Source organism: Halpernia humi (genome assembly GCF_900108025.1).
In the GTDB taxonomy this organism is placed as follows: domain Bacteria; phylum Bacteroidota; class Bacteroidia; order Flavobacteriales; family Weeksellaceae; genus Halpernia; species Halpernia humi.
In genome coordinates, this window is the sequence record NZ_FNUS01000006.1 from 79,312 (window position 1) to 99,106 (window position 19,795).

Annotated in this window: 18 protein-coding genes; 11 read left to right on the forward strand and 7 right to left on the reverse strand. The window is 33.3% G+C overall.

Going from position 1 to position 19,795, the window contains the following annotated elements:
* Positions 1-88 precede the first annotated feature (88 nt).
* Together C4S29_RS11765 and C4S29_RS11770 are read left to right on the forward strand one after the other, a co-directional pair.
* Positions 89-2,074, forward strand: coding sequence for a urocanate hydratase (locus tag C4S29_RS11765; RefSeq protein ID WP_103914298.1), 1,986 nt, complete (start codon positions 89-91; stop codon positions 2,072-2,074).
* Between the two features lie 114 nt (positions 2,075-2,188).
* Positions 2,189-3,172, forward strand: a complete 984-nt coding sequence (locus tag C4S29_RS11770) for a preprotein translocase subunit SecD family protein (RefSeq protein WP_146063319.1) — start codon at positions 2,189-2,191, stop codon at positions 3,170-3,172.
* A gap of 20 nt (positions 3,173-3,192) precedes the next feature.
* On the opposite strand, the gene C4S29_RS11775 is transcribed toward C4S29_RS11770, so the two are convergent.
* A complete protein-coding gene (locus C4S29_RS11775) occupies positions 3,193-4,026 on the reverse strand; it encodes an ion transporter (RefSeq protein ID WP_103914300.1) in 834 nt (277 codons plus the stop codon).
* A gap of 54 nt (positions 4,027-4,080) precedes the next feature.
* On the opposite strand from C4S29_RS11775, the gene C4S29_RS11780 reads away from it, so the two are divergent.
* Both C4S29_RS11780 and C4S29_RS11785 read left to right on the forward strand, forming a co-directional pair.
* On the forward strand, positions 4,081-5,178 hold the full coding sequence (locus tag C4S29_RS11780; RefSeq protein WP_103914444.1) for a Nif3-like dinuclear metal center hexameric protein: 1,098 nt from the start codon (positions 4,081-4,083) through the stop codon (positions 5,176-5,178).
* Between the two features lie 4 nt (positions 5,179-5,182).
* Complete coding sequence (locus C4S29_RS11785; protein WP_103914301.1) at positions 5,183-5,962, forward strand: zinc ribbon domain-containing protein; 780 nt, start codon at positions 5,183-5,185, stop codon at positions 5,960-5,962.
* Positions 5,963-6,070: 108 nt separating this feature from the next.
* On the opposite strand, the gene C4S29_RS11790 is transcribed toward C4S29_RS11785, so the two are convergent.
* Both C4S29_RS11790 and C4S29_RS11795 read right to left on the reverse strand, forming a co-directional pair.
* Positions 6,071-6,553 carry a Dps family protein gene (locus tag C4S29_RS11790; protein ID WP_233740542.1) on the reverse strand — a complete coding sequence of 161 codons (483 nt, stop codon included), beginning with the start codon at positions 6,551-6,553 and terminating at the stop codon, positions 6,071-6,073.
* A gap of 52 nt (positions 6,554-6,605) precedes the next feature.
* The gene (locus C4S29_RS11795; RefSeq protein WP_103914302.1) at positions 6,606-6,983 is read right to left on the reverse strand and encodes a SpoIIAA family protein; all 378 of its coding nucleotides are present in this window, start codon (positions 6,981-6,983) and stop codon (positions 6,606-6,608) included.
* Between the two features lie 367 nt (positions 6,984-7,350).
* Here C4S29_RS11795 and C4S29_RS11800 point away from each other — a divergent pair, with 367 nt between their 5' ends.
* The 5 genes from C4S29_RS11800 (at position 7,351) to pdeM (ending at position 14,197) form a co-directional block, all read left to right on the forward strand.
* A complete protein-coding gene (locus C4S29_RS11800) occupies positions 7,351-8,370 on the forward strand; it encodes a ligase-associated DNA damage response exonuclease (protein WP_103914303.1) in 1,020 nt (339 codons plus the stop codon).
* Positions 8,367-9,947: an ATP-dependent DNA ligase gene (locus C4S29_RS11805; protein WP_103914304.1), complete on the forward strand. Its 1,581-nt coding sequence runs from the start codon at positions 8,367-8,369 to the stop codon at positions 9,945-9,947. The genes C4S29_RS11800 and C4S29_RS11805 overlap by 4 nt, the downstream gene beginning before the upstream one ends.
* A gap of 61 nt (positions 9,948-10,008) precedes the next feature.
* Complete coding sequence (locus tag C4S29_RS11810; protein WP_103914305.1) at positions 10,009-10,968, forward strand: Fic family protein; 960 nt, start codon at positions 10,009-10,011, stop codon at positions 10,966-10,968.
* A gap of 134 nt (positions 10,969-11,102) precedes the next feature.
* Positions 11,103-13,556 (forward strand): ligase-associated DNA damage response DEXH box helicase, encoded by a 2,454-nt coding sequence (locus tag C4S29_RS11815; RefSeq protein WP_103914306.1) that lies wholly within the window; start codon positions 11,103-11,105, stop codon positions 13,554-13,556.
* Positions 13,556-14,197, forward strand: a complete 642-nt coding sequence (gene pdeM, locus C4S29_RS11820; RefSeq protein WP_103914307.1) for a ligase-associated DNA damage response endonuclease PdeM — start codon at positions 13,556-13,558, stop codon at positions 14,195-14,197. The genes C4S29_RS11815 and pdeM overlap by 1 nt, the downstream gene beginning before the upstream one ends.
* Positions 14,198-14,199: 2 nt before the next feature.
* Here the strand turns inward: pdeM and C4S29_RS11825 are convergent, their stop codons facing one another.
* A complete protein-coding gene (locus C4S29_RS11825) occupies positions 14,200-14,496 on the reverse strand; it encodes a type II toxin-antitoxin system RelE/ParE family toxin (protein WP_317045079.1) in 297 nt (98 codons plus the stop codon).
* Entirely contained in the window at positions 14,493-14,741 is a 249-nt protein-coding gene (locus C4S29_RS11830; protein ID WP_103914309.1) for a type II toxin-antitoxin system ParD family antitoxin, read from the reverse strand. The genes C4S29_RS11825 and C4S29_RS11830 overlap by 4 nt, the downstream gene beginning before the upstream one ends.
* 138 nt (positions 14,742-14,879) lie before the next feature.
* Between C4S29_RS11830 and C4S29_RS11835 the strand changes: the two genes are divergently transcribed.
* Together C4S29_RS11835 and C4S29_RS11845 are read left to right on the forward strand one after the other, a co-directional pair.
* Complete coding sequence (locus tag C4S29_RS11835) at positions 14,880-15,428, forward strand: lipocalin family protein (RefSeq protein ID WP_103914310.1); 549 nt, start codon at positions 14,880-14,882, stop codon at positions 15,426-15,428.
* Between the two features lie 548 nt (positions 15,429-15,976).
* Entirely contained in the window at positions 15,977-17,227 is a 1,251-nt protein-coding gene (locus C4S29_RS11845) for a CinA family nicotinamide mononucleotide deamidase-related protein (protein WP_103914312.1), read from the forward strand.
* A gap of 182 nt (positions 17,228-17,409) precedes the next feature.
* On the opposite strand, the gene C4S29_RS11850 is transcribed toward C4S29_RS11845, so the two are convergent.
* Together C4S29_RS11850 and C4S29_RS11855 are read right to left on the reverse strand one after the other, a co-directional pair.
* Positions 17,410-19,260, reverse strand: coding sequence for a monovalent cation:proton antiporter-2 (CPA2) family protein (locus tag C4S29_RS11850; RefSeq protein WP_103914313.1), 1,851 nt, complete (start codon positions 19,258-19,260; stop codon positions 17,410-17,412).
* A gap of 1 nt (position 19,261) precedes the next feature.
* Positions 19,262-19,783, reverse strand: coding sequence for an NAD(P)H-dependent oxidoreductase (locus C4S29_RS11855; protein WP_103914314.1), 522 nt, complete (start codon positions 19,781-19,783; stop codon positions 19,262-19,264).
* Between the last annotated feature and the right edge of the window lie 12 nt (positions 19,784-19,795).

Genomic DNA, 19,795 nt, shown 5'->3' on the forward strand with positions numbered 1-19,795 from the left:
AGGAGGGGAATTGTTGCATTTCTTAAATAATTTGTTGGACTATATTTATTTGAATACCTTTAAACCATCAGAATTTTAAACTTTTAAAATGACTTTCCAAGAAAAAATTCAACAAGGAATTCCTAAAGTTCTTCCTGCAATAAAACCTTACGAAGCCCAAATCAATCACGCGCCAAAGCGCAAAGAAATTCTCAGCGAAGAAGAAAAAAAACTCGCTTTAAAAAATGCACTTCGCTATTTCGATCCAAGATTTCACGCAGAGTTATTGCCAGAATTTAGACAAGAATTAGAAGATTTTGGCAGGATTTATATGTACCGCTTTCGTCCAGATTATGAAATGAAAGCACGACCAATTTCAGAATATCCAGGGAAATCTGAACAAGCAAAAGCAATAATGTTTATGATCCAAAATAATTTGGATTATGCAGTGGCGCAACATCCACACGAACTCATTACTTACGGCGGAAATGGTGCGGTGTTTCAAAATTGGGCGCAATATCTTCTCACAATGAAATATTTGTCAGAAATGACAGACGAGCAGACCTTAACAATGTATTCCGGTCATCCAATGGGACTTTTTCCAAGCCATAGAGATGCGCCGCGAGTTGTAGTAACCAATGGAATGGTGATTCCAAATTATTCAAAACCAGACGATTGGGAAAAATTCAATGCTTTGGGAGTTTCGCAATACGGACAAATGACAGCAGGAAGTTACATGTACATTGGGCCACAAGGAATTGTGCATGGAACGACTATCACCGTTTTAAATGCTTTTAGAAAAATTAAAAAACATTCAAAAGGCGGAATTTTCCTCACTTCAGGTTTAGGCGGAATGTCCGGAGCACAACCAAAAGCCGGAAATATTGCAGGATGTATCACTATTTGTGCAGAAGTAAACCCAAAAATTACCAAAATTCGTCACGACCAAAAATGGATAGATGAAATTTATGACAATTTAGATAAATTAATTTCCAGAGTAAGAAAAGCGCAGGAAATTCAAGAAACGGTTTCCCTTGCTTATCTTGGAAATGTGGTGGAAGTTTGGGAAAAATTTGATGAAGAAAATTTAAAAGTTGATATTGGTTCAGATCAAACTTCACTTCACAATCCTTTTGCAGGCGGTTATTATCCGGTCGGAATTTCATTTGAAGAATCCAACAAAATGATGGCAGAAAACCCTAAACTTTTTAAAGAAAAAGTGTATGAAAGTTTGAGAAGACACGCCAAAGCAATCAACAAACACAGCGAAAATGGAACTTATTTTTTCGATTATGGAAATGCGTTTTTATTGGAAGCGAGTAGAGCAGGAGCAGATGTAATGTCGGAAAATCCAAGTTTGGGGCGAGAGTTTAAATTTCCAAGTTATGTGCAAGATATTATGGGACCCATGTGTTTCGATTTTGGTTTCGGACCGTTTCGTTGGGTTTGTACCAGTGGAAAACCAGAAGATTTAGCAAAAACTGATGAAATTGCTAGCGAAGTTTTAGAAGAATTAATGAAAAATTCTCCACCAGAAATTCAGCAGCAAATGCAAGATAATATCACTTGGATAAAAGGCGCGCAAGAAAATAATTTGGTGGTGGGTTCACAAGCGAGAATTCTCTACGCCGATGCAGAAGGCAGAATGAAAATTGCAGAAGCGTTCAACAATGCGATAAAAAATGGAGAAATTGGCGCCGTAGTTTTAGGTCGAGATCACCACGATGTTTCGGGGACAGATTCGCCTTACCGAGAAACTTCCAATATTTACGACGGTTCCAGATTTACCGCAGATATGGCCATTCACAACGTAATTGGCGACAGTTTCAGAGGTGCAACTTGGGTTTCTATCCATAATGGAGGCGGCGTTGGTTGGGGAGAAGTCATTAACGGCGGTTTCGGAATGTTGCTTGATGGAACTCCAGAAGCCGAAAAAAGATTAAAATCTATGCTTTTTTGGGACGTCAATAATGGCATTTCCCGCAGAAGTTGGGCAAGAAATAAAGGGGCGATTTTTGCCATAAAACGAGCCATGGAAACCGAACCGAATTTAAAAGTGACGTTGCCGAATTTTGTGGATGAAAATTTATTTTAGATCATGAAAAGGATTATTATTTGCGGTTTTTTTTTTAGTTTAAATATTTTTTATGCGCAAAAAAATAATGTTTTAACCGTAAAATTTAATGAAAAATTTTTTGTTTCAAACTTTATGAAACAAAGAACCGATAACGCATTTGTGTTAAATTTAATAAATGAGGCCGATTCACTTGCATTAAAAAATTTAAAAGAAAATTATTCTGTTCTACTAGATTCATTATTAAAAAAGAAAAGTAATTTGTCCAATGAGGAATTATCAAAAATGAGTGAAAAGGATCAGAAAGATTTTGATTCGTTAAAAGTTGCGATACAGAATAATTATTTTTTAGATTTATTTAAAAAAATGGTTGATGTTAATTTTGATAATGAACTCATCAAAACTAATTTTGAAAAAGCAGGTTTGAAAAATTTTGAGATTGTAAAACCTGATTATAATTTATTTCAATTCACTTTTATAGATTATAAAAATTATCTAAAAGCAAAAAATTTATTTAATGAAAATAGTATTTCTTTCCACGAAGCCCTTGAAAGCGAAGATTTAGAAAAGCTTAAAAATTGTTTTTTGAAAGAAAATAAGAAATTAGTCCAAGAAAATTATTTAAAAGACGGCAAGGATAATTATATACTATTTTATGATAATCATCCCATAGCGTTTCAAGAATTGTACAATTCATCGAAATGTTTTGATTTTAAAAAAGTTATATATTTAGAAAATATTAAAAATAAAGATGCAGTTTACACGAAAATTTATCTTGTTAAAAAATCTAACAAAATTGAAGAAAATTTATCAAAATCTTTGAATGGGTTTGATGTAGATTTTAAGCAAAATCCAAATGTTTATAAAGAAAACACCTTTAAAATTTCGGTTTATTTAGATGAAATTGGGAAGCAGAATTTAAAAACATTTTCTACTGAAAATATTGGAAAGCAAATTATTATTTCAAATAAAAATCAATTTATTTTGGCACCTGCAATTTCTAATTCTTTAAATAATGGAATGTTTTTGTTTACAGGTAATTTATTTGATGCGGATTGGCAAGATTTATTGCAAATTGTGACGTTTCAAGTTTTCAAAAATTCTGTCACAATTGAGTAGTTTCTGATTTTGAAATTATTTTAAACAATCTTCTCCCCACAAATTTTACAAAACCGCGCATCCTTATCATTTTCCTTATTTCCGCATCGGTCGCAAGATTTTCCACTTTTAGTTTGTTTCCGAAATTGCGAAGTTACAATGCCCGTGGGAACTGCAATTATGCTATAGCCGCAAAGCATCACTAGAATTGATAAAAATTTTCCGCCCGCTGTTGCTGGTGAAATGTCGCCATAACCAACCGTTGTAATCGTAACTACCGCCCAATAAATGGACTGTGGAATGCTGCTAAAACCGTTTTTTCCACCTTCGATAACATACATGCAAGAACCGATGATGACGATGAAAACCACCAAAAATAAAAGAAAAATATAAATTTTTCGGCTGCTTTCTCGCAAGGCTTTCAATATATAAGTGCCATCTTGCTGGTAATCTGCAAGATTAAAAATTCTGAAAATCCGCATCATGCGAAGCATTCTTATAATCACAAAAAAATGCAAAACAGGAAATATTAAACTTAAGTAAAATGGCGTAATAGAAATAAAATCTATAATGCCAAGTGGACTGAAAATGTAACTTTTTTTATTTTTAATAGTGAAAATTCGCAGCGCATATTCTATCGAAAAAAGTATGGTAATCACCAACTGAACGATGAAAAAAAGGTGGTGGTATTTTATGTTAATTAAACTTACCGTTTCCAACATCACCAAAGCCGTGCTCAAAAGAATCAGCACGAGTAGAGCCACATCAAAAAATTTTCCCGCTTTGGTATCAGAAAAATAAATAATCTGATATATTTTATTTAAAATCGGGTTTTTCTGTGGTTTATAATTATATTCAGATTTATCGGGATTCATTTTTATTTAATTAAAAAACAAATTAATATCTTCGTGAAAAATACGGAATTAAAAATGAAAGTAAAAGAAGTTGCCGCACAAATTGCCGATTTGTTTCCCTTGCAGAAAGCAGAAAATTTTGATAATGTAGGCTTGCTTTGCGGAAATCTGGAGAGAAATGTTTCCGGAATTTTAATTTGTCATGATGCTTTAGAATGTGTTGTAGAAGAAGCCATTTCAAAAAATATTAATTTTATTGTCGCTTTTCATCCCATTATTTTTTCTGGTTTAAAGACTATCACAAGTAAAAATTATGTCGAAAAAGCCGTTTTAAAAGCCATTGAAAATAAAATCGCGATTTATACCATTCACACGTCTTTTGATAATGATTATTTCGGTGTAAATTATAAAATATGTGAAATTTTAAGCTTAAAAAATCAACAAATTTTAATGCCGAAAAAAAATGCCTTGAAACAACTTCAAGTTTATGTCCCAAAAGAGTATTCGGAAAAATTAAAGGAATCTTTGTTTAAAGCAGGCGCAGGAAATATTGGTTTCTATGATGAATGCAGTTTTACTATTTCTGGCGGCGGAACTTTCCGTCCGAAGGAAGGTTCAAATCCTTTTTCGGGGACTTTAAATGAAAGAGAAAACGCCAACGAAGATTTAATTTCCGTAATTTTTGAAGGTTTTAAATTAAATAAAATTCTTGCTTCAATGAAAGCGGCGCATCCTTATGAAGAAATTGCGCACCAAATTATTAGTTTAGAAAATGAAAACCAATATTCTGGTTTGGGTAGATTTGGCGAGTTTGAAATGGAAATGGAAGTAGGAGAATTTTTAAATTTAATTAAAGAAAAATTTAATTTAAAAATCATTCGACACAGTAATACGGCTTATAAAAAGATAAAGAAAGTGGCGGTTTTAGGCGGAAGTGGCGCGTCGGGAATTTCTGCTGCACTAAAAAATAATTGTTGCGCCTATCTCACAGGTGACCTAAAATACCACGACTTCTTTGGCGTGGAAGAAAAAATGCTGCTTTGCGATATTGGGCATTTTGAATCCGAGCAATTTATTGTGCAACAATTATTTGAAAAATTATCACAAAAATTCACTACCTTTGCAGTCTTAAAAACCGAGGTAAATACAAATCCTGTAAAATATTTCTTATAATAGTATGGCAAAGAAAAATATCGAAATTTCCGTAGAAGAAAAATTAAGAGCGCTGTATGATTTACAAATCATAGATTCCCGATTAGATGAAATTCGAAACACACGTGGCGAATTGCCGATTGAAGTGGAAGATTTGGAAATAGAAATTGAAGGTCTGCAAAAAAGATCCGAAAAATTTGAAGCAGAAATTAAAGAGCAAAGTGACGAAGTTAATAATAAGAAAGAATTAATGACGCATGCTGCAACTTTGATAGACAAATATAAAACGCAGCAAGATAACGTTCGCAACAACAAAGAATTTGAATCTTTAGCAAAAGAAATCGAATTTCAGGAACTAGAAATTCAGTTGGCTGATAAAAGAATTAAAGAGTATAATGCTAAAATCGCCCACAAGCAAGACGCTTTAGACGAGTTGAAAACCAAGATTGCAGAATTAAAATCTCATCTTGGTTTCAAAAAAGACGAGTTGGAAACTTTGGTAAACGAAACCCAAAAAGAAGAAGATTATTTATTGAAAAAATCTGAAGAATTTGCCAAAAATATTGACCAAAGATTGCTGGCATCTTACCAAAGAATTAGAAATAATTCTAACACAGGTTTAGCCGTTGTTGGTTTAGAAAGAGGCGCACCAAAAGGTTCGTTTTTCACTTTGCCACCACAAAAGCAAATGGAAATTGCACAACGTAAAAAAATTATTATCGATGAGCATTCTGGTAAAATTTTGGTAGATGATGAGTTGGTAAATGAAGAAAACGAAAAAATGAAAAGCGTTATTAAATTTTAATTTAAGCGCAATAATTTATAAAAAAGTCCTCTAGTTAAATTTAACTAGAGGACTTTTTCTTTGCTTAACATAGAAAAAACACTATTATTTTTTCACTGTTTCAGGTGTTTATTTGAAATATTTTCTAAGTTTCCAGGCCATTTTTTCATGCTCTTGGATCAAGCCAGTCAAGAAATCTGCCGAACCAACATCTTTAAATTTATCCTCACATTGTGCAATAAAGTCACGTAGAGATTTGATGATGCTTTCATGATCAGCTACCAACTCTCTGAGCATTGTTTGGTTATCGGGTATTTTCCCAGGATTTTCTTTTAACTGCGACATGCTTGCAAACTCTTTTGTAGTGCCAATTGCAATACCGCCAAGCGTACTAATTCTTTCTGCAACTGAATCTACAGCTTCACCAATTGCGGTATATTGGGCTTCAAAAAGTTCGTGTAATTCCAAGAAATTATCTCCAGATAAATTCCAGTGAAATTTTCTTAATTTAATATACAAAACGTTTCCATCTGCTAAAACTTTATTTAGCAATCCGTTTACGCCGTCTAAATTTTTTTGTGTAATTCCCAAATCGGGTTTCATACTTTTCATAATATTATTATTTTAATTATTTATTTATTATATTTAATTTTCGCTTAATATTTTAATCCTTTTCATTACCATTTGCACACCAATAAATTGCGTTTTCTAAATCTTCAACGTGGAAGGTTTCATATTCGCCAGGCATTATAACACTAAATATTTCCGTGAAATTGCGGATACTTGCTTGGTCTGTTACGATTGCGATTCTATTCCAATTGATTAAGTTTTTAATTCCAATTGCAGCATCTTCTACCATTGCGCCTAAAGAAAAATCGCCCAATGTGGAGTCTAAATAAAAAAGAAAATTCAACTCATGAAATTGATTAACTTTGGCCTTAATTTCAGGTATAACGCAATTTTCATAATCTTTTTTTGTAATTTCTCCACTTGCTTTGAATGCAACAATGTTTTCGGGTGTTTGTGGTATTTTAGTAATCATAATTAAAGTTTTTTAAGTTAAAAGAAACAATTTCTTTGATGTTTAAATTAATTCTTAGCGTACCTGTTTATAAAAGGTAATTGAAATCTTAATAGAATTAGATGCTCAATTCTATTCAATTATTGAACCATAGAGTTTTTTTTATCTATTATTCTTGTTAAAAATTTCCTAAATGTTTTAAAAAGTAAAAATTTTAGAGCTTGATATTGGGTAAGAATTCTAAAGATTATTTATTAAAAATTAAAATTAAATAGACTTGTAGATGATAAAATTTTGAACATTAATCGAAATCTAATTAAATTTTTTAAAAAAGATCGACGTTCTGTTTTTAATTATTTTAAATTTAGGATATTAATAATTTTTTATAATGAATCTTATAAAATTTACTTCAAAAGGTATTTACTGTATTCCCGGAAAATTTTATCTGGATCCGTGGCGTCCGGTTGATTTAGCAATCATCACCCACGGGCACGGCGATCATGCAAGATGGGGCATGAAAAAATATTTGTGCCATCATTTCACAAAACCGATTTTAAAAATACGGATTGGTGAAGATATTAATTGTCAAAGTCTGGGTTACAATGAACCTATTACGATTAACGGTGTTAAAGTCAGTTTTCATCCAGCAGGTCATATTGTTGGTTCTTCCCAAATCCGAATGGAATATAAAGGTTATGTCACCGTTTTCACCGGCGATTACAAAGTGCAAGATGATGGAATTTCAACGCCTTTTGAATTGGTTAAATGCAACGAATTTATCACTGAAAGCACTTTCGGATTGCCGATTTACAATTGGTTGAGTCCAAAACGATATTCAAATCAAATGACAGATTGGGTTTCTTTAAATAAAAGCCAAGAAAAAACTTCTGTTTTTATCGGCTATTCTTTAGGTAAAGCACAACGGATTTTAAAATCAGTGGAAGGAGCGGGAAAAATTTATGTTCACAGTTCTATCGGCAAATTAAATGAAGCCATTGAAAGTTGTGGTATTAAACTTCCCGAGTACGAAGTTTTAGATTTTCACGATGATGTAAAGAAAGTAAAGGGCGAAATCGTGATTGTTCCGCCCGCACTTTCAGATTCCAATATGATTCGCAAAATTCCCAATCGCGCAAATGCTTTTTGTTCCGGTTGGATGCAGGTTCGCGGTTCTCGCCGGTGGAAATCTGCAGATGCTGGTTTTGCAATTTCCGATCACGCCGATTGGAATGGTTTAATTAATACCATAAAAGCAACTGGCGCAGAAAAAGTGCATGTCACACACGGACAAATTGCGGTCTTCACCAAATATTTAAACGAAATTGGAATCAACGCTTTTGAAGTAAAAACCCATTTTGGTGACGAAGAAGAAAGTTCAACAGAACCCATCAAAACAGAAAAGGAATGAAACACTTCGCTGAATTAATAAATGCTGTAGAAAGCAGCAACAAAACCACCGCAAAGGTTGATTCAATCGTTCGTTACCTCGAAATCGCGGATGAAAAAGACAAACTGTGGTTTCTGGCTTTATTTACTGGTAAACGTCCAAAAAGACCGATCAATTCTAATCTTTTAAGAAGTTGGGCTTTAGAAATTACAAATTTACCCGAATGGCTTTTTTTAGAAAGTTATTCTTCGGTAGGCGATCTTGGTGAAACTTTATCTTTGATTTTACCCGCGCCAGAAAATTTAATCGAAAAATCCTTGCATCAATGGATGTCGGAATTATTAGATTTAAAAAGTAAATCTGATGAAGAGAAAAAAGAATATGTTTTGGAAAGTTGGAATGGTTTAGATTACACCGAGCGTTTCATTTTTAATAAATTAATTGGTGGAAGTTTCCGGATTGGAGTTTCCAAAAAATTATTAATCAATGCTTTGGCAAAATTTTCTGGACAAGAATCAAGTGCGTTGATGCATTCAATTATGGGAAAATGGGAGGTTTCGGACACTAAATTTTCTGAATTAATTTCCGGCGAAAATATCAATCCAGATAATTCTAAACCTTACCCTTTTTGCCTCGCTTACCCGATTGAAAAAACGGTTGAAGAATTGGGCGACATCAACGATTGGCAAGCGGAATACAAATGGGACGGAATTCGTGGACAGTTTATTAAAAGAAATGATGAGGTTTTTATTTGGTCGCGCGGAGAGGAATTGGTCAATGCTCAGTTTCCGGAATTAGTTGATGCATTTTCTAAAATGGAGGGCGATTTTGTTTTAGATGGTGAGATTTTAGCAGTTTTGGATGATAAAGTTTTAAATTTTAATAAACTTCAAAAACGATTAAATAGAAAAACAATTTCTGCTAAAATGATGCGTGAAATTCCCATTCAAACTTTCGTTTATGATATTTTAGAAATTGATGGCAAAGATTTACGAAATCTAGAACTAGTGGAAAGAAGGTTGATTTTAGAAAATTTAATTAAGAAAAATTCAATTGAAAATATTAAAATTCCTAATTTAATTTTCGCTAAAAATTGGGAAGAATTAGCAGATTTTCGAAATAATTCTCGCGAAAATAATAGTGAAGGTTTAATGCTAAAATCAAAAAGATCGCTTTATCATTCTGGCAGAAAAAAAGGCGATTGGTGGAAATGGAAAGTCGATTCGTTAACGATTGACGCAGTTTTAATTTATGCTCAAAAAGGAAGCGGAAGACGAAGCGGTTTTTATACAGATTATACTTTTGCAGTGAAAAAAGAAGATCAGTTGGTAACGATTGCAAAAGCCTATTCTGGTTTAACAGACAAAGAAATTATGGAAGTAAGCCGTTTTGTAACTAAAAATTCAATTGAAAAATTTGGTCCGGTCCGAACAGTAAAAGCCGAACTGGTTTTTGAAATTGCTTTCGAAGGAATTGGTTTTAGCAAAAGACATAAAAGTGGCATTGCGTTGCGTTTTCCGAGAATTTTAAGATGGCGACGAGATAAAAAAGTAGATGAAATAGACGATATCGAAGAAGTGAAAAAATTAATTTATTAATATCGGATAGTTTATTTTTTAATTTTAACCGATATTAAAAATAAAGTTGTACATTTGTGGTATGGAATGGACGAAATATAATTACGAATTTGAAGGTTTAAACATTTACCTCGATAGAATTGCAGAAAAAAAAATGCAGTTGGATAAATTACGCCCTATTCCTACAATCGCTTTGATGAGTATAAAAGAAAGTCTTACTTTAGAATGGACTTACAATTCAAACAGTATCGAAGGAAATACACTTTCTTTACATGAAACGAAATTGGTTTTAGAGGAAGGAATGACCATTAAAGGAAAATCTTTACGGGAGCATTTTGAAGCAGTTAACCATCAAGATGCGATAGATTATGTTGAAGGGTTAGTGACGCCTGACTATGTTTTTACAACATCTGATATTTTGTCGGTGCACGCTTTAGTTTTAGATAAAATTGAAAAAGATTATGCGGGAAGATTTCGTACTAGCGCGGTTAGAATTTCAGGTGCTAATTTTGTTCCGCCGAATGCTCTAAAAGTTTCATCTTTAATAGATGAATTGATTGATTGGGTAAATTCTGCAGATCTAAATCCGTTAATAAAAGCTGCTATTTTTCATCATCGTTTTGTTTGGATACACCCTTTTTTTGATGGAAATGGTAGAACTGCAAGGTTACTTTTTAATTTAATTTTTATGAAATTAGGTTTTCCGCCTGCAATTATATTAAAAAACGATCGCAAGAAATATTATGATGCTCTTAATAAAGCCAATCAGCAAGATTATTCTAAAATTTTATTATTGGTTTTGCAGGCTTTGGAACGTAGTCTTGATATTTATTTAAGCAGTTTGAATAATACTTATGAGCAATATCAAAATATTTCTGATATTGTAAAAGAGCCTAATGTTCCCTATGGTCAAGAATATGTGAGTTTACTTGCCAGAACAGGGAAAATTGATGCTTTTAAAGAGGGCAGAAATTGGCTTACAACAGAATCAGCGGTTTTGGAATATATGGAGAAGCGGAAAAGAGTACGAAGTTTTAATTAATTTTAATATCGGATAATTTATTTTTATGAATTATCCGATATTTGTTTTCATATCTTTATTCACCAATTTATTTTTAAATTACAAATTATTGAAGTTACTTTTACCAAAAACCACTAAAAGCCAAATTTTCATTAATGACTGATTTCCAAAATTCCGAAGGTTTTAAAATCATCCAAAAATGGTTGGCTGAAAAATCTTTCGTGCCTTTTGATTTTCAACTTAAAACCTGGGAAAAATACAGCCGTGCTTATTCTGGAATGGTAATCGCACCAACTGGTTTTGGTAAAACATTTTCTGTTTTTTTAGCCGTAATCACAGATTTTCTAAATCATCCGGATCAATATAAAGACGGTTTAAAATTACTTTGGGTTTCACCGCTTCGTGCTTTGGCAAAAGATATCGCAAAGGCAATGACAGAAGCGATTGCGGAAATCGGTTTGGATTGGACGGTTGGCGTTAGAAATGGAGACACGCCACTTTCAGAAAAAGCCAAACAGGTCAAAAAAATGCCCGATATTTTATTTGTAACGCCGGAAACTTTACACTTACTTTTAGCGCAAAAAAACCACCAGCGTTATTTCAAAAATTTAAAATGTGTCGCCGTCGATGAATGGCATGAACTTTTGGGAAGCAAACGCGGCGTTTTGGTTGAGTTGGGTTTGAGCAGATTAGTTTCCTATCAAAAAAAAATAAAAATCTGGGGAATCACCGCAACGATTGGGAATTTGGATGAAGCGCTTGAAGTTTTAATTCCTTTTGATTTAAAGAAAACCAAAATCGTCGCGAAAGAAAAAAAGAAAATAGATATAATTCCCGTTTTCCCCGATGAAGTTGAAATTTTACCTTGGGCAGGACATTTGGGTGGAAAATTGGTCGATAAAGTGGTTCCGATTATTTTGGCAAGCAAAACCACGATTGTTTTTACCAACACAAGAAGTCAATCGGAAATGTGGTATCAACTTTTGCTTGCGCATTATCCAGAATTTGCCGGACAAATCGCCATTCATCACAGTTCTATTGATAAAGATTTACGCGTTTGGATTGAAGAAAATCTGAGTTCAGGTTATCTAAAAGCCGTCGTTTCAACGTCGTCTTTGGATTTGGGTGTAGATTTTAAACCAGTTGATACCGTGATTCAGGTTGGTTCTGCGAAAGGTGTGGCGAGATTTTTACAAAGAGCGGGCAGAAGTGGACATTCGCCATTTGAAACGTCAAAAGTTTACTTTGTTCCGACGCATTCTTTGGAATTAATTGAAGTAGCCGCTTTGAAAGAAGCCGTGAAACAAAATGTAATTGAACCCAGAATTCCGATGGTCATGACTTTCGATGTTTTGGTGCAATATCTCGTGACGTTGGCGGTTGGCGAAGGTTTTGAACCGATTGAAACCTTTAAACAAATTAAAAATACCTTTGCTTTTTCTGAAATTACAAACGTAGAATGGACTTCACTTTTACAGTTTATCACCGTCGGCGGCGGCGCTTTTAAAAATTATGAAGAATTCCATAAAGTGGTGATTGAAGACGGAATATACAAAGTCACGAGCCGGAGAATTGCAATGCTTCACCGGATGAATATTGGCGTAATTGTGAGCGACGCGATGATGAAAGTTAAATTTATCAGCGGCGGTTATGTCGGGATAATTGAAGAATATTTCATCACAAAACTCAATAAAGACGATAAATTTATTCTCGCTGGTCGCGTTTTGGAAGTCGTTCACATCAAAGAAATGACGGTTTACGTAAAAGGTGCGAAAGGAAAAGCGCGCGTTCCAAGTTATTTGGGTGGAAGATTGCCGATGAGTTCCTATCTCGGTCAGTTTTTACGTTTAAAATTATCAGATTCTTTAACGGCGAAAACTTCTGAAAAGGAATTAAATTTTTTGCATCCGCTTTTGGCAAGTCAAAGCGAGCGTTCGCATATTCCGAAATCTGATGAATTTTTGGTAGAATCCATTCACACCAGAGAAGGTTACCATTTGTTTATGTATCCGTTTGAAGGCCGCTTAATTCACGAGGTAATGTCGGCTTTGATGGCTTTTCGTTTGAGTAAATTTGAGCAGTTATCGTTTTCAATGGCGATGAATGATTATGGTTTTGAATTATTTTCCGCGAAAGAAATCCCGATTGATGATGGTATTTTAGCCGAAATTTTAAGCAAAGACAATTTAATTCAGGATGTTTTGAGTTCTATTAATGCGACGGAAATGGCGCGCCGAAAATTTCGTGATATTGCTGTAATTTCGGGAATGGTGATCCAAACATATCCCGGACAACAGAAAAATAACAAGAGTTTGCAGTCTTCAGCAGGTTTGGCTTTTAATGTTTTGGAAGACTATAATCCTGAAAATTTGCTTTATAAACAGGCTTTCACGGAAGTTTTTAATCAACAGATCGATGAAGCGAGATTATATGAAGCCTATTCCAGAATTGAAAATTCAAAAATTATCCTCAAATTTGCAAACGCATTTACGCCTTTAAGTTTTCCCATAAAAGTCGACAGTTTGCGGCAGTCGATGAGCAATGAAGATTTGGGCGAAAGAATCCGCAGGTTGCAGGAAACTGCGATGAAAAAGAAGAAAAGAAAATAATGATTGAGGTTTTAGAGAAAGAAATAAATGGCGAGATTTTAATATTCACAAATTTTCGCGCGGTCTTTTGGAATAGAGAAAATGCTTTAATAATCAGTGATTTACATGTTGGAAAATCTGCGCATTTTCGTAAAAACGGTATTGCGATTCCCGCCGGAATTCTGGAAAAAGATTTAAAAAATTTAGAAGAATTATTGCATTTTTTTGAAGTTCAGCACATAATAATTGTCGGCGATCTTTTTCACGCGGGAAAAAACACAGATTTGGATTTGTTTTGTAACTGGCGAAAACAATTTTCACATTTAAAACTGACTTTGATAAAAGGCAATCACGACAGAATTAAGAAAGATTTTTACGATGAACACTGCATTGATTTAATAGAAGAAAAACTAGAAATCCCACCTTTCACATTCATTCACGAACCGGAAATTCAGGAAAATCAATTTACAATTTCCGGGCATATTCATCCGGGAATTGTGGTCGGAAATCATAGAGAAAGTGTGAAATTGCCGTGTTTTTCTTATTCAAAAAACCAGTTGGTTTTGCCGGCTTTCAGTGAGTTTACAGGTTTGGATACCAAAACTTTAAAGAAAAATTTTAAGGCGATTGCGTTTACAAAAGGTCTGATTTTTGAAGTTTGATTTTAAAATCTACTTTTAATATCCATTTGTTGATGAAGAATCCTTACAATTAAAACTTCTTTATTTTTGATATCAATTTTGTAGAATATGTAATGTGATTTTATTCTCGCCCGAAAATAGCCTTTTCTTAAATGACTAAAATCTTCACCAATCTTCGGGTTTTGTGAAATATATTTTATTTCTTCAAAAATAAGTCCTAAATAATAATCCGCCTGCTCAAGAGACCAATTTTTTAAAGTATAAAGCCAAATATTTTCAAGATCTATTGCAGCCTGCTTACTGATATTATAAATCATCATTTGGCTAAATGCTTATCTTTCAGTTGTTTCAGAAATTCATTAGGATTAAAGTCAGTTACAAGACCAGATTCTTCGCCAAGTTTCAAAGCCTCGATCAATTTCTCTTTTTTATATTCTTCCTGTTCAAAATCGCGCAACGCAGTTCTTATAATCTCACTTGCAGAAGAAAAACGGCCGGTTTTTATTTTTTCAGCGATAAAATTTTCGTAATAATCACCCAACAAGATTGAAGTATTTTTTGCCATTATACTAAAGTTTAAACAAATATACCAATTTATGGTATAATTCAGATATAATTTTTCACATTAAAATTTATCTTTTTATCGAAAAAACTAATCTGTAAAGAGGTCTGATTTTTGAAGTTTAGATTTTAAATAAAACCAATGAAAAGTTTCAGTAAAATAGCACTCGGTTTAGGTCTAAGCGCGGCCGCGATATTTTTATTAAATTCTTGCGCGATAGGTTTACCAAAAGGCGCGGAAGCAGTAAACAATTTTAAAGCCGACAAATATTTAGGAAAATGGTATGAAATGGCGCGTTTTGATTACCGCTTTGAAAAAAATATGGATCAGGTAACGGCGACTTATTCTAAGAAAGAAAATGGTAATTTAAAAGTGGACAACCGCGGCTACGATTATGTAAAAGATAAATGGAAAGAATCTGTGGGCGAAGCAAAGTTTGTAAAAAAACCAAGTATTGCAGAATTAAAGGTGTCTTTCTTTAAACCAATTTGGGGCTCTTATAACGTGATCGATATTGATGAAGATTATAAATACGCCTTGGTTGTTGGTAATAATTTAGATTATCTCTGGATTTTATCCCGTGAAAAAACCATTCCTGAATCTTACAAACAACGATTTTTAGCAAAAGCAAAATCTTTGGGTTTTAAAACTGATGATTTGATTTGGGTGAAGCATAGTGAGAAAGATTAATTTATTTTGATTAAGTCAATTCGCAATTTTTTGTAAATGAATTAATCTATTTTTAATTTTATTATCCCAAAAAAAATAGTTTCTTTTAGGAATAAATAAAATTTCTCGAAAATTTTCATTCATTAGTTTTAGAATAATTATTGGTCCAAAAATTCGTGTTTGTGAAATATTTAAAACGTGTTTAAGACTTATTTTGACATATTTACCCCGATCTACCAAAATTAATTGGAGATTAGTTTCATCTAAATATATTTTTCTAAGTTTATAATAAAAAATCCGATAAATACAAATGTAAATAAACAAGGAAATTACTGAGATAAAAGATATAATGTAGATTTTAGAATTTAGAGAATAGTAAAAAATGCAAATGAAAATAACGATAGTAATTGTTGGCGAAATAAACTTTTTAAATAAAGTGTAATTTGAATGTAGACGTTCCATTTATTGAAGGTAATAACTTTAAGCGAACTTTGAAAATTTTTTTTAAATTTTTAAAAATTTTATAATACTTTCAAATCTCACTACCTTTACACAAACTTTTAAAATAAATGAAAGCAGCACTCATAACCATCGGTGATGAAATTTTATCCGGAAATACAGTCGATACCAATTCTACTTTTATTGCAGAACAACTGAAAAATATCGGTATTAAAACTGTTCAAATTTTCACCATTTCTGATGAAATTGAAACCATCAAAAAAACCTTGAAATCTGCTTTTGAAATGGCAGATTTGGTGATTACAACCGGCGGTTTAGGTCCGACAAAAGATGATAAAACCAAAATTGCTTTTAAAGATTTTTTCAATGACAGATTGGTTTTAGATGAAAAAACTTTTGAGCATTTAAGGCAATTATTAATTAAGAGAAAACGCGAACATTTATTGGAAATCAATAAAGACCAAGCCGTGGTTTTGTCGAAAGCCTTTGTTTTCCAGAACTTTAACGGAACCGCACCTTGCCAAATGCTAGAAGTAAATGGAAAGATTGCGATTTGTTTGCCCGGCGTTCCGTATGAAGTGAAACCTTTTATCAGAAACCAGATTGTGCCGTATTTGCAGGACAAATTTCAACTTGATTTTATTGAAAACCGAATTATTTCCGTGGTCGATTATCCGGAAAGTTTATTGTCAAACGATATTGAAAGTTGGGAATTAAGTCTGCCAAAACACATTTCTTTGGCTTATCTTCCCGTGGGAAATCGTGTAAAATTAAAATTAACCGCTTCTGGAAATGATCAAAAAGAATTACAAAAAGATTTAGAAATCCAAGTAAAAGAAGTTGCGGCGATTATTGGCGAACGCGTTATTGCAACCCATGAAGACAAAATAGAGCAGATTTTACACGATATTTTAATTAAACAAAATCTCACCATTTCAACGGCAGAAAGTTGCACCGGCGGCGAATTAGCAAGGTTAATTACTTCAATTTCCGGGTCGTCGAACTATTTTTTAGGTGGAATAATTCCATATCAAACCGAGAAAAAAACACAAATTTTGGGTGTTGATAAAAATTTAATTGAAAAATTCACAGTTGTAAGTGAAGAAGTTGCCACAGAAATGGCGGAAAAATGCCAGGAATTATTTAAAACCGATATTGCAATTTCTACAACGGGCGTTGCTGGACCAAACAAAGGCGAGGACGGAAACGAAACAGGAACGATTTTTTACTCAATTAGAATCAAAGATAAAACGGAAAATTTCAGATTATTTCTGCCACATTTGGATCGCGGTGATTTTTTGAATTTCGTGTCGCAGAAAATTATACAAGAATTGGTGACTTTGTTGGTGAAGAATCGGTAATTTTTTTTCTCACAGATGAAGCGGATTTGGCAGATTTTCTAATGCATTTTAATCTGCGTCATTTGCAAAATCTGCGAGAACTGTTTATTTAAGAATTCGGTGAAATCCTTTACCGCTTAGATTCCTGCGGAATGACAAAGATACTGTTGAAGAATATTGAATAAAAAAATTGAATTAATTTTCTAATCTTCCTCTTCGTTTTGTTGAAATTTATTTTCATCAAAATTAAGATTATCCAGTGCTAAAAGTTCAGATTCTCTCTGCAAAGCATCTTTTGTTGTAAATGTAAAATCATCAGAAATCTTAGATTTTGCGAGTTTTCTCGTCACTTCTTTGTCAATTAAAGTAAATCTTTTTGCCATTCTTCTTGCGGCATATTTCCGCATTCCAGTGGTTTGCAATATGTCAACTGCCATGTTTACTGCAGTTCCCAAAGTTTCTCGGTAAATATTATCGATACCATTATTGATAAAAGTGAAGGCGTCATTTCTATTTTTAGCCCGAACAAATATTTTTAAATGTGGGAAATTTTCTCTCGCCATTTCAGAAATATAGAGATTGTCTTCTGGCTTATCTAAACACAAAACTAAAATATCGGCGTTTTCAGCCCCCGCAGTTTTAAGCATTTGCAAGCGTCGCGCATCGCCGTAATACACTTTAAAACCATAACTTCTCAAAATTCTTACCTGATTAGAATCGTGATCCAAAACGGTTGGTTTTATTTTATTAGCCCGCAATAATCGCCCAACTGTTGAACCAAAATGACCGAAACCAACGATGATGATTTTCCGCTGTTCAATATCTTGGTTTAAAGATTCATTTTCTTTGTCTTCGGATAATTTAATATTAAAATTAGGCGCAATAAATCTTTCATTTAAAATTAATAAAAATGGCGTTGCAAACATCGTAATTGCAACAACCGCCAACATTTGCGAATGAAAAACAGGTTCTATTAAATATAAATTTGAAGAATAATTAAGCAACACAAAAGCAAATTCACCCACTTGAGACAGTGCAAAAGCGTAAAGAAAATTCTGATCATTGGTCATTTTATGAAATTTCCCGATGCTGAAAAGCACCACAAATTTCACAACTAAAATAACAGCAGCGGTTCCTAAAATAAAACTTGGACTTTGTATTATCACATTAAAATTAATGGTAGAACCAACGCTGACGAAAAAGACGGCCAAAAGCAAACCTTTAAAGGGATCAATATGACTTTCCAATTCATGGCGAAATTCACTATTTGCAAGCATTACGCCGGCAATAAAAGCGCCCAAAGCCGGGCTTAAACCTACTAAAATCATCAATTCTGAAACGCCTAAAACTAAAAATAGGGAAGAAGCAGTCAGAAGTTCATTCATACCAGATTTTGAAACATATCTTAAAAAAGGAACGAAAACGTAGCGACCTAAAATAATGAGAATAATAACACCAAAAATTACCGAAAAAGACTGAACCCATTCTGGAAATCTTTGCAGAAAAAGTGTTCCTGCAGTTTCTTCTTTCGGTTTATAATCTGCAATAATTGGAAGGAAAGCCAAAATAGGAATTACGGCAATATCTTGTAAAAGTAAGGTTGAAAATGAGGCTTCACCAGCAACGGTATTGAAAATATTTTTTTCTTGCAAAGTTTGCAAAACGATGGCTGTAGAAGAAAGTGAAAAGCAAAGCGCAATCGTTAAAGCCTGATCTGTGCGCCAATCTGCCCAACTGAAAATCGCGAAAAGTATAACAGTTGTAAGAGCCATTTGAGCCAATCCCAAACCTAAAATTTTCTTTCGCATGCCCCAAAATTTCTTGGGTTCTAATTCTAAACCGACCAAAAATAAAAGCATTACAACACCAAATTCTGTCGCGTGCATAATATTATCTGCTTCACTACCAGTCAATTTTAAAACAAAAGGACCAATAATAACGCCGCCTAAAATATAACCAACCACGGAACTTAAACCCAATTTTCTAACCAACGGAACCATAATGATTGCCGCACCAAGAAAGATAAGTGCCGTCATTGCAAAAGAGGATTCCATATTAGTTTTCTAAAATTTTTTGAAAATGTTGTTTGTGAAGGATGATTTCTTTTTTACTGATTTTATCGGCATTGTAGATGCATTTTATTTCTTTTAATTTTATGTTGTTCACTTCTAAAGAAACCAATAAACCTGAAAGTAATTCTTCAATGGTATAGCGAAATTTGCCGTTTTTTGAATAACAAGATTCATCACCTTCTGCGGTAATTAAAATAACGGCATCGACTTGTGCTAAAGGATTTTTCTCGTTTTTTTGTTGCCAATGTTTATCAAAAACTTCGTCAATCCAGAGTTTTAAAAGTGGCGGCATTCCAAACCAGATTAAAGGAAAATGAAAAATAATGCGCTCATAATTTGGTAATCTTTTACGTTCTCGAAATGCAGCAATATGAAAATCGTGGTAATCTTCATACAAATCCCGAAAATCCAGATGATCGTATTTGCCATAAAATTTAATAATTTCACGGTTAGATCGGGAATGTTCCAAATATGGATGTGCAAAAAGGACTAAAGTATTTTTCAAGGTTAATGTGAT

Excerpts from the sequence above, each read along its gene's own strand:
- C4S29_RS11765 (WP_103914298.1), top strand. The coding sequence starts at position 89 with ATGACTTTCCAAGAAAAAATTCAACAAGGAATTCCTAAAGTTCTTCCT.
- C4S29_RS11770 (WP_146063319.1), top strand. The coding sequence starts at position 2,189 with ATGAAACAAAGAACCGATAACGCATTTGTGTTAAATTTAATAAATGAG.
- C4S29_RS11775 (WP_103914300.1), bottom strand. The coding sequence starts at position 4,026 with ATGAATCCCGATAAATCTGAATATAATTATAAACCACAGAAAAACCCG.
- C4S29_RS11780 (WP_103914444.1), top strand. The coding sequence starts at position 4,081 with ATGAAAGTAAAAGAAGTTGCCGCACAAATTGCCGATTTGTTTCCCTTG.
- C4S29_RS11785 (WP_103914301.1), top strand. The coding sequence starts at position 5,183 with ATGGCAAAGAAAAATATCGAAATTTCCGTAGAAGAAAAATTAAGAGCG.
- C4S29_RS11790 (WP_233740542.1), bottom strand. The coding sequence starts at position 6,553 with ATGAAAAGTATGAAACCCGATTTGGGAATTACACAAAAAAATTTAGAC.
- C4S29_RS11795 (WP_103914302.1), bottom strand. The coding sequence starts at position 6,983 with ATGATTACTAAAATACCACAAACACCCGAAAACATTGTTGCATTCAAA.
- C4S29_RS11800 (WP_103914303.1), top strand. The coding sequence starts at position 7,351 with ATGAATCTTATAAAATTTACTTCAAAAGGTATTTACTGTATTCCCGGA.
- C4S29_RS11805 (WP_103914304.1), top strand. The coding sequence starts at position 8,367 with ATGAAACACTTCGCTGAATTAATAAATGCTGTAGAAAGCAGCAACAAA.
- C4S29_RS11810 (WP_103914305.1), top strand. The coding sequence starts at position 10,009 with ATGGAATGGACGAAATATAATTACGAATTTGAAGGTTTAAACATTTAC.
- C4S29_RS11815 (WP_103914306.1), top strand. The coding sequence starts at position 11,103 with ATGACTGATTTCCAAAATTCCGAAGGTTTTAAAATCATCCAAAAATGG.
- pdeM (WP_103914307.1), top strand. The coding sequence starts at position 13,556 with ATGATTGAGGTTTTAGAGAAAGAAATAAATGGCGAGATTTTAATATTC.
- C4S29_RS11825 (WP_317045079.1), bottom strand. The coding sequence starts at position 14,496 with ATGATGATTTATAATATCAGTAAGCAGGCTGCAATAGATCTTGAAAAT.
- C4S29_RS11830 (WP_103914309.1), bottom strand. The coding sequence starts at position 14,741 with ATGGCAAAAAATACTTCAATCTTGTTGGGTGATTATTACGAAAATTTT.
- C4S29_RS11835 (WP_103914310.1), top strand. The coding sequence starts at position 14,880 with ATGAAAAGTTTCAGTAAAATAGCACTCGGTTTAGGTCTAAGCGCGGCC.
- C4S29_RS11845 (WP_103914312.1), top strand. The coding sequence starts at position 15,977 with ATGAAAGCAGCACTCATAACCATCGGTGATGAAATTTTATCCGGAAAT.
- C4S29_RS11850 (WP_103914313.1), bottom strand. The coding sequence starts at position 19,260 with ATGGAATCCTCTTTTGCAATGACGGCACTTATCTTTCTTGGTGCGGCA.